This window comes from Mycobacterium sp. (genome assembly GCF_049683355.1).
GTDB lineage: Bacteria > Actinomycetota > Actinomycetes > Mycobacteriales > Mycobacteriaceae > Mycobacterium.
Genome location: NZ_JBAUJB010000117.1, coordinates 1 through 6,760, shown reverse-complemented (window position 1 = coordinate 6,760; position 6,760 = coordinate 1). Strand labels below are relative to the sequence as shown.

Annotated in this window: 7 protein-coding genes; all 7 read left to right on the top strand. The window is 62.5% G+C overall.

The genetic code is table 11. The features are described 5' to 3' along the window. The coding region (locus WA944_RS07290; protein WP_526646664.1) for a type I restriction-modification enzyme R subunit C-terminal domain-containing protein at window positions 1-1,728 on the top strand (1,728 nt) is incomplete at its 5' end. Next, complete coding sequence (locus WA944_RS07285) at window positions 1,725-3,083, top strand: restriction endonuclease subunit S (RefSeq protein ID WP_526646662.1); 1,359 nt, start codon at window positions 1,725-1,727, stop codon at window positions 3,081-3,083. The genes WA944_RS07290 and WA944_RS07285, both read left to right, overlap by 4 nt. 194 nt (window positions 3,084-3,277) lie before the next feature. After that, window positions 3,278-4,135 carry a hypothetical protein gene (locus WA944_RS07280; RefSeq protein WP_526369304.1) on the top strand — a complete coding sequence of 286 codons (858 nt, stop codon included), beginning with the start codon at window positions 3,278-3,280 and terminating at the stop codon, window positions 4,133-4,135. Between the two features lie 11 nt (window positions 4,136-4,146). Continuing rightward, window positions 4,147-4,554 (top strand): PIN domain-containing protein, encoded by a 408-nt coding sequence (locus tag WA944_RS07275; RefSeq protein ID WP_526369302.1) that lies wholly within the window; start codon window positions 4,147-4,149, stop codon window positions 4,552-4,554. A gap of 11 nt (window positions 4,555-4,565) precedes the next feature. Then, window positions 4,566-6,044, top strand: coding sequence for an HsdM family class I SAM-dependent methyltransferase (locus WA944_RS07270; RefSeq protein ID WP_526369300.1), 1,479 nt, complete (start codon window positions 4,566-4,568; stop codon window positions 6,042-6,044). A gap of 54 nt (window positions 6,045-6,098) precedes the next feature. Further along, window positions 6,099-6,446, top strand: a complete 348-nt coding sequence (locus WA944_RS07265) for a VOC family protein (protein ID WP_526369298.1) — start codon at window positions 6,099-6,101, stop codon at window positions 6,444-6,446. A gap of 25 nt (window positions 6,447-6,471) precedes the next feature. Then, the coding region (locus tag WA944_RS07260; protein ID WP_526369296.1) for a phosphoribosylformylglycinamidine synthase-related protein at window positions 6,472-6,760 on the top strand (289 nt) is incomplete at its 3' end.

The window sequence follows — 6,760 nt, the reverse complement described above, 5'->3', positions numbered from 1 at the left end:
GAGGCGCACCGCAGCATCTATGGCGTGTGGCGCGGGGTGCTCGAGTACTTCGATGCGCATGTCGTCGGTCTGACAGCCACGCCGGGCAAGCAGACGTTCGCTTTCTTCCGGCAGAACCTGGTGTCCGACTACACATATCCGGAATCGGTGGCCGACGGTGTCAACGTCGACTTCGATGTCTACCGCATCCGTACCGGGATCACCGAGCAGGGTTCGCACATCGAGGCTGGGACGATCGTGCCGAAGGTTGACCGGCGCACTCGAGTCCAGCGGCTCGAAACGCTCGACGAAGACCTGGAATACAGCTCAGGTCAACTGGACCGGGCGGTCACGGCCACAGACCAGATCCGCACCGTGCTGACGGCGTTCCGGGACCGGCTGTTCACCGAGATCTTCCCCGGCCGCAACACGGTACCCAAGACGTTGATCTTCGCCAAGGATGACAACCACGCCGAGGAGATCGTCAAGCAGGTGCGGGAGGTTTTCGGCAAGGGTAACGACTTCGCCGCCAAGATCACCTACAGCGCCCGCAACGCCAAGGAACAACTGCAGGCGTTGCGGACGAGCCCGACACTGCGGATCGCGGTCACGGTCGACATGATCGCGACGGGCACCGACGTCAAGCCGCTTGAGTGCGTGTTCTTCATGAGGGACGTCCGGTCGGCGCAGTACTTCGAGCAGATGAAGGGGCGCGGTGCACGCACGATCACGCCCGCGGACTTTCAGGCGGTGACACCGGATGCAAAGACCAAGACGCGCTTCGTGATCGTCGACGCGGTCGGGGTGACCGAACACGACTTTGTCGAGCCCCCGCTGAACCGGATGAAGTCGGTGGCGCTGAAGAAGTTGCTCGACAAGGCGGCGAACCTCACGATCACCGAGGATGAGGCGGCGACGCTGGCTTCACGTTTGGCCAAACTGGAACTCGACCTGACCGATGCCGAACGCACCGAACTGGACAAAGTGGCGGGGCAGTCTGTGCGCGGCGTCGTCAAGAGCCTTGTCGACGCGGTCGAGCCGTCGAGCACCACCCCAGAGGCGGTCGAAGCGGCGCTGATGCCGGTGGCATCTAACCCGGAGCTGCGCAACAGGATCCTGGAGCTGCGGGCAGCGCATGACCGCGTGATCGATGACGTCAGCCGTGACCAGTTGATCGAGGCCGGTGGGCAGGTCGACACCGGCAAGGCGAAGTCGATCGTGGAGTCGTGGCAGGCGTACCTCGATGAGCACCGTGACGAGATAACCGCGCTGCAGCTCGGGTACGAAGCAGGAGAACGACGCATCGACTTTGCCTTCATCGAGGGATTGGCTACTAGAATCTCAAGGCCGCCAACGAACTTGACACTCGACATTATCTGGAACGCCTACTCGGCCTTGGAACCTCCGAAAGTACGACAGAGTGCGACGCACACGGTGGCCGACCTGGTATCGCTGATCAGGTTTAGCACCGGTGTCGATGACGAACTCGTTCCCTACGGTGAGCGGGTTCTCGAGAAGTACGCCGCCTGGCTTTCCCAGCAGGAGCAGGCGGGGGTCACGTTCACCGAGTCTGAGCGCTGGTGGTTGGATCGCATGGTGGCGGTGATCGCCAGCTCTGTCGGCATCCGCGTGGAGGATCTGGACGGCGTACCTTTTGCCGAGCGCGGTGGAACCGAAGGTGCGATAAGGGATTTGGGCGAGAGGGCGGCTGCGTTGATCGATGAGTTGAATGTGGTGTTGACGGCGTGAGCTGGCCGGTCGTTGCACTCGATGAAGTTGCTGAGATCCAAGGTGGAATACAAAAGCAGCCTAAGCGCGCCCCGAAGGAGAACTTCTACCCGTTCCTGCGTGTAGCCAATGTGACTGCTGCAGGGCTGAACCTTCGTGAGATCCATTCGATCGAACTCTTCGGTGACGAGATCAAGCGCTATCGCTTGGAAGCGGGAGACCTGCTGGTCGTCGAAGGGAACGGCAGCGCGAGTCAGATCGGGCGCGCGGCCGTCTGGGACGGCTCGATCGCTGACGCAGTCCATCAGAACCATCTCATTCGTGTGCGCCCCAAGCCACTTCTTGACGCACGGTTTCTCGGCCACGTTTGGAACTCCCCACTTGTGAGAGACGAGCTGTCGCGCGTAGCCAGTTCTACCAGCGGGCTGCACACACTCAGTGTCGCGAAGCTGAAGAGGATCGTCCTGCCCTTACCGCCGTCTGACGAGCAGCGCCATATCGTGTGCGTTCTCGACGATTGTTTGTCTCGCCTTGAGGCTGCTAAGGCTGCTGTGGCGCGCAGTGTCAAACGACTTTCGGCCATGCGAGAGGCATTTCTCGCAGTATCTGTACGGGATGCGCAAGATGTAGTCGGCAGTCGTGTCGTTCCTTTGGGTGAACTCGGACAAGTCTTGACAGGCGCGACGCCTTTGAAGGCGAACAAGGCCTTCTACGAGAACGGGACGATTCCATGGGTCACAAGCGGCGATCTTCACCGAGGCATCGTGGCGAAGGCGTCGCAGTTCGTTACCGAGTTCGCCCTCCGAGAAACAAATCTGAAGCTGCTTCCGCCGGGGTCTCTTCTTGTTGCGATGTACGGGGAGGGGCGTACCCGAGGAACGGTTGCCGAACTCGGAATATCAGCGACAACGAATCAGGCATGCGCTGCAGTGGTGATTCATGACCCAGGGCTTCAGCCCTGGATTCGCCTTGTGCTTGATGCGAACTACAACGCGATGCGACGGATGGCTGCGGGCGGGGTGCAACCAAATCTGAATCTCTCATTGGTGCGCTCGATTGAAGTGCCGATCCCACCGGAACCATACCGCGATGACTGGCTGAGCAGGCTCGCGGAAATTGACACGACTCGCCGCCGACTTGCGCAAGGCCTGCAGCAGGCTCAGGCGCGCGGAGAACAACTGCGTCGAACAATCCTGGCGGCGGCGTTTTCTGGCCGCCTGACGTCAGCACGAGCGGACTATCCGATGACCGCGTGTCTGCATGACCAGCAAGCAGATCAAGCTGATATTGGGCGACGGCATGCCTGGCCAAGTGACCACGGGCGAGATCGCCAACTGTGCAGGCCGCTCGCTGTCGGAGACGCGGTCATTGGCTGATTTGTGAAGCGCGACGAGGTCCAACGAACTGGCGCCCAGCTGCTTCTCGGACGTGGAACCTCTTTCAAGCTGGAAACCGCCGAGACAATTTGGTTCGCGTTGTCAGACTCCGTCGTCATTATTGAACGAGACACCCAGCGACGGGGCGCAGAATGGAGGCGACGGACCTGCTGCCGGGAAAGGGGGGAACGAGGATGATCAAACGGATCGAGATGAGCCTTGACGGCGGAGCTGCGCCGCAAGGGGAGATCGCGGTCAAAGACCTCACGAGCATCGCCGCGGCCTTCCAGGAGTTGGTCACCAGGCTCGCGCGTGACACCGTTCATGCGACGGGGCCCGGACGATCCAAACAGTTCGTGGAAGAGTTCGCCGAGCTGCGTTTGAGTGGCATCACCAAAGGCAGCACCTTGTTGCAGTTCACGAAGGGGCCGACCGACAAGCTGGACGTCGAACTGCCGGATCTGGCGGAGACTGACGACCGACTGTGGGCGCTTCTGGATGCCATCGGCGCGGATACGCGGCCTACGTGGTCAACCGACCTGATCGCGGAGTCGGCGTCCAAACTGGTCAGCGCCCTTCGGGGCGCTGCGCGGCAGGTGGTCGTAACCTCGCCGTCGCGGAATCCAGTGGGAATCTCGCCGCAGGGTCTCCGTCTCGACACGTGGGCGCCGAGGCGCCAGGAGTCCGGCGGTGCCGCCACCGCCGCCGGGCGACTGGAGAAAGTGGACCTGAAGTCTCACGATTTTCGGCTCAGGGACGACGTCGGCAACGCCGTTGAGCTGAGGCGCGTAGAAGACGACCGTGCGGCCGCCAAGCTTGTCGGTGAGTGGGTGGTCGCAGAGGGCGAAGCCTCGCGGAACCCGGCAGGACGGGTCGTGATCCTCAGCGACGTGCGTGTGCACCAGGTGGATGACCCAGGGGCAGAGTTTCTGGGACATCGTGTCGTGTCCATCGAAGAGATCCTTTCCAGCGCGCCCGGCCCAGACATCGAGGGCGGCCTCGACCTCACCGATGAGGAGTTCGATGCGTTTCTACGGGCAATGCGTCCGTGACTCGCGATGGGGTGACACTCGTCGACAGCGATGTCTTTAGCTTGCTATACGTCCGCAGTGCGTCGATGGACTCCAGGGTGGCCGAATGGCAGGAGTACCTGGGCGGACGCCGTGTGGTGGTGTCATTCCAAACTCACGCTGAGATATTGGCGGGTGCATATGGTGCAGGGTGGGGGCAGCGTCGCACTGATGGCCTCATTCAGATCTTGGCGAGGTCGCCGACGATCCATTCAGACGCCGATGTCGTGGAGGCCTTCGCCAAACTGACCGCAGAATGTATGCGAATGGGACATGCCCTCCACGACAAGGTTCACACGGGTGACCGCTGGATCGCCGCGTGCGCTATCGCCAAAGACATCGAGTTGCTTGCCGGCGACGGTATCTTCCAGGACGCCCCGGGCCTCACACTGCGACACTGACCAAGGAACTCATGTCTGATTCTCGCCGACTCGTCGACAAGCTCTGGTCGTACTGCAATGTCTTGCGCGATGATGGCGTCGGTGTCATCGAGTACACCGAGCAGCTCACTTACCTGCTCTTCCTCAAGATGGCGCACGAGCGGGCCATCCGGAAGCTCAACCCGCAGAAGATCGTCCCCGACGAGTACTCCTGGCAGAAACTGTTCGATGCCGAGGGGACCCTTCTCGAAGTCGAGTACACCAAGATCCTCGTCGGACTCGCCCAGCAGCCGGGGACGCTGGGCACGATCTACAGGAAAGCCCAGAACAGAATCCAGGACCCGGCCAAACTCAAGCGACTGATTGTCGACCTCATCGACAAGGAGAACTGGTCGGCAACCGGCACCGACCTCAAGGGCGACGCGTACGAAGAGCTGCTGGCCAAGGGCGCCTCCGACAAGGGCTCGGGTGCAGGGCAGTACTTCACCCCACGCGACCTGATCCGCGCCATCGTCGATGTCATCGACCCGACGATCGACGACACCGTGGTCGACCCCGCCTGCGGTACCGGCGGCTTTCTCCTCGTCGCCCATGAACACGTCGCCGAGGGTGCGGGCAAGCTCACCCCGACGCAGCGGACCCACCTACGGGACAACTTCGTCGGCGGATATGAACTTGTCGATGGGACTGCGCGGCTCGCGGCGATGAATCTGCTGCTTCACGGCATCGGCACAGCGGACGGCCCGTCGCTTATCGAGGTTCGTGATGCGCTGATCGCGGACCCCGGGAAGCGCTGGTCAGTGGTGCTCTCGAACCCGCCGTTCGGGCGGAAATCGTCGCTGACGACGGTGGGCGCGGACGGGCGGGAAGCGCGCGATGACGTCGAGATCGAACGTCAGGACTTCGCAACCACTACCAGTAACAAGCAGCTCAATTTCCTGCAGCACATCATGACCATCCTGGAGATCAACGGCCGCGCCGCTGTGGTGCTGCCAGACAACGTGCTCTTCGAAGGTGGTGCCGGCGAGACGCTGCGCCGGAAGCTACTGGCCGACTACGACCTGCACACGATGCTGCGCCTGCCCACCGGCATCTTCTACGCACAGGGCGTGAAGGCCAACGTCCTGTTCTTCGACAAGAAGCCCGCCTCCGAACAGCCGTGGACCAGCAAGTTGTGGGTCTACGATCTGCGCACCAACCAGCACTTCACACTCAAGCAGAATCCGCTGCGGCGGCACCACCTCGACGAGTTCGTCGACTCTTACCGCGGTGAACGCGTCGAATCCGAGCGGTGGAAGCCGTTCAGCTACGACGAGCTGGTCGCTCGCGACAAGGTCAACCTCGACGTGACCTGGTTGCGTGATGAATCGCTCGAAGATGCGGACAACCTGCCCGCCCCGGAGATCATCGCCCGCGAGATCGTCGAGGATCTGACGGCCGCACTCGTGGAGTTCGAGGCAGTCGCCGCAGCCCTCGAGAGCAGCGCTGCGCTGCGCGGCCACGCGCAGTAGTCCGAGACACCAGATGCAGGCGTTTTTGTCACCCGCCTGATCTAGGGTCGGCGTATGGCACTTGGCATCGAGATGATCACCATCGATTGTGTCGACCCCGATGGGCTCGCCGACTGGTGGGCCAAGGCTGCCGGCGGGGATGTGAACGCCGTGGCGCCAGGCGAATTCGTCATGGTCACCGGCGAGGGCCGCCCGGCCCTGGGCTTTCAGCGGGTGCCGGACCCGACGCCGGGCAAGAACAAGGTGCACCTGGACTTCCACACCGCCGACAAGGAGGCCGAGGTGGCGCGCCTGGTCGGTCTGGGAGCCAGGGAAACCGGTCGGCACAGCTTCGGGCCCGAATTCGACTGGGTGGTGCTGGCCGACCCCGAGGGCAACGCGTTCTGCGTCGCCGGAGGCTGACCGGCCGCGCCGTTAGACTGTCTCGGTGACGTCTGGGCTGACCCAAGAGGTAGACACTGTCGAGCGGGCGGCAGCGACGCCTGACCAACCCCAGCCCTACCGCGAGCTGGGGCTCAAGGACGACGAGTACGAGCGGATCCGCGAGATCCTCGGCCGTCGGCCCACCGACGCCGAGCTGGCGATGTATTCGGTGATGTGGAGCGAACACTGCTCCTACAAGTCCTCCAAGGTGCATCTGCGCTACTTCGGTGAGACCACCACCGCCAAGATGCGCGAGGCGATGCTCGCCGGTATCGGTGAGAACGCCGGCGTCG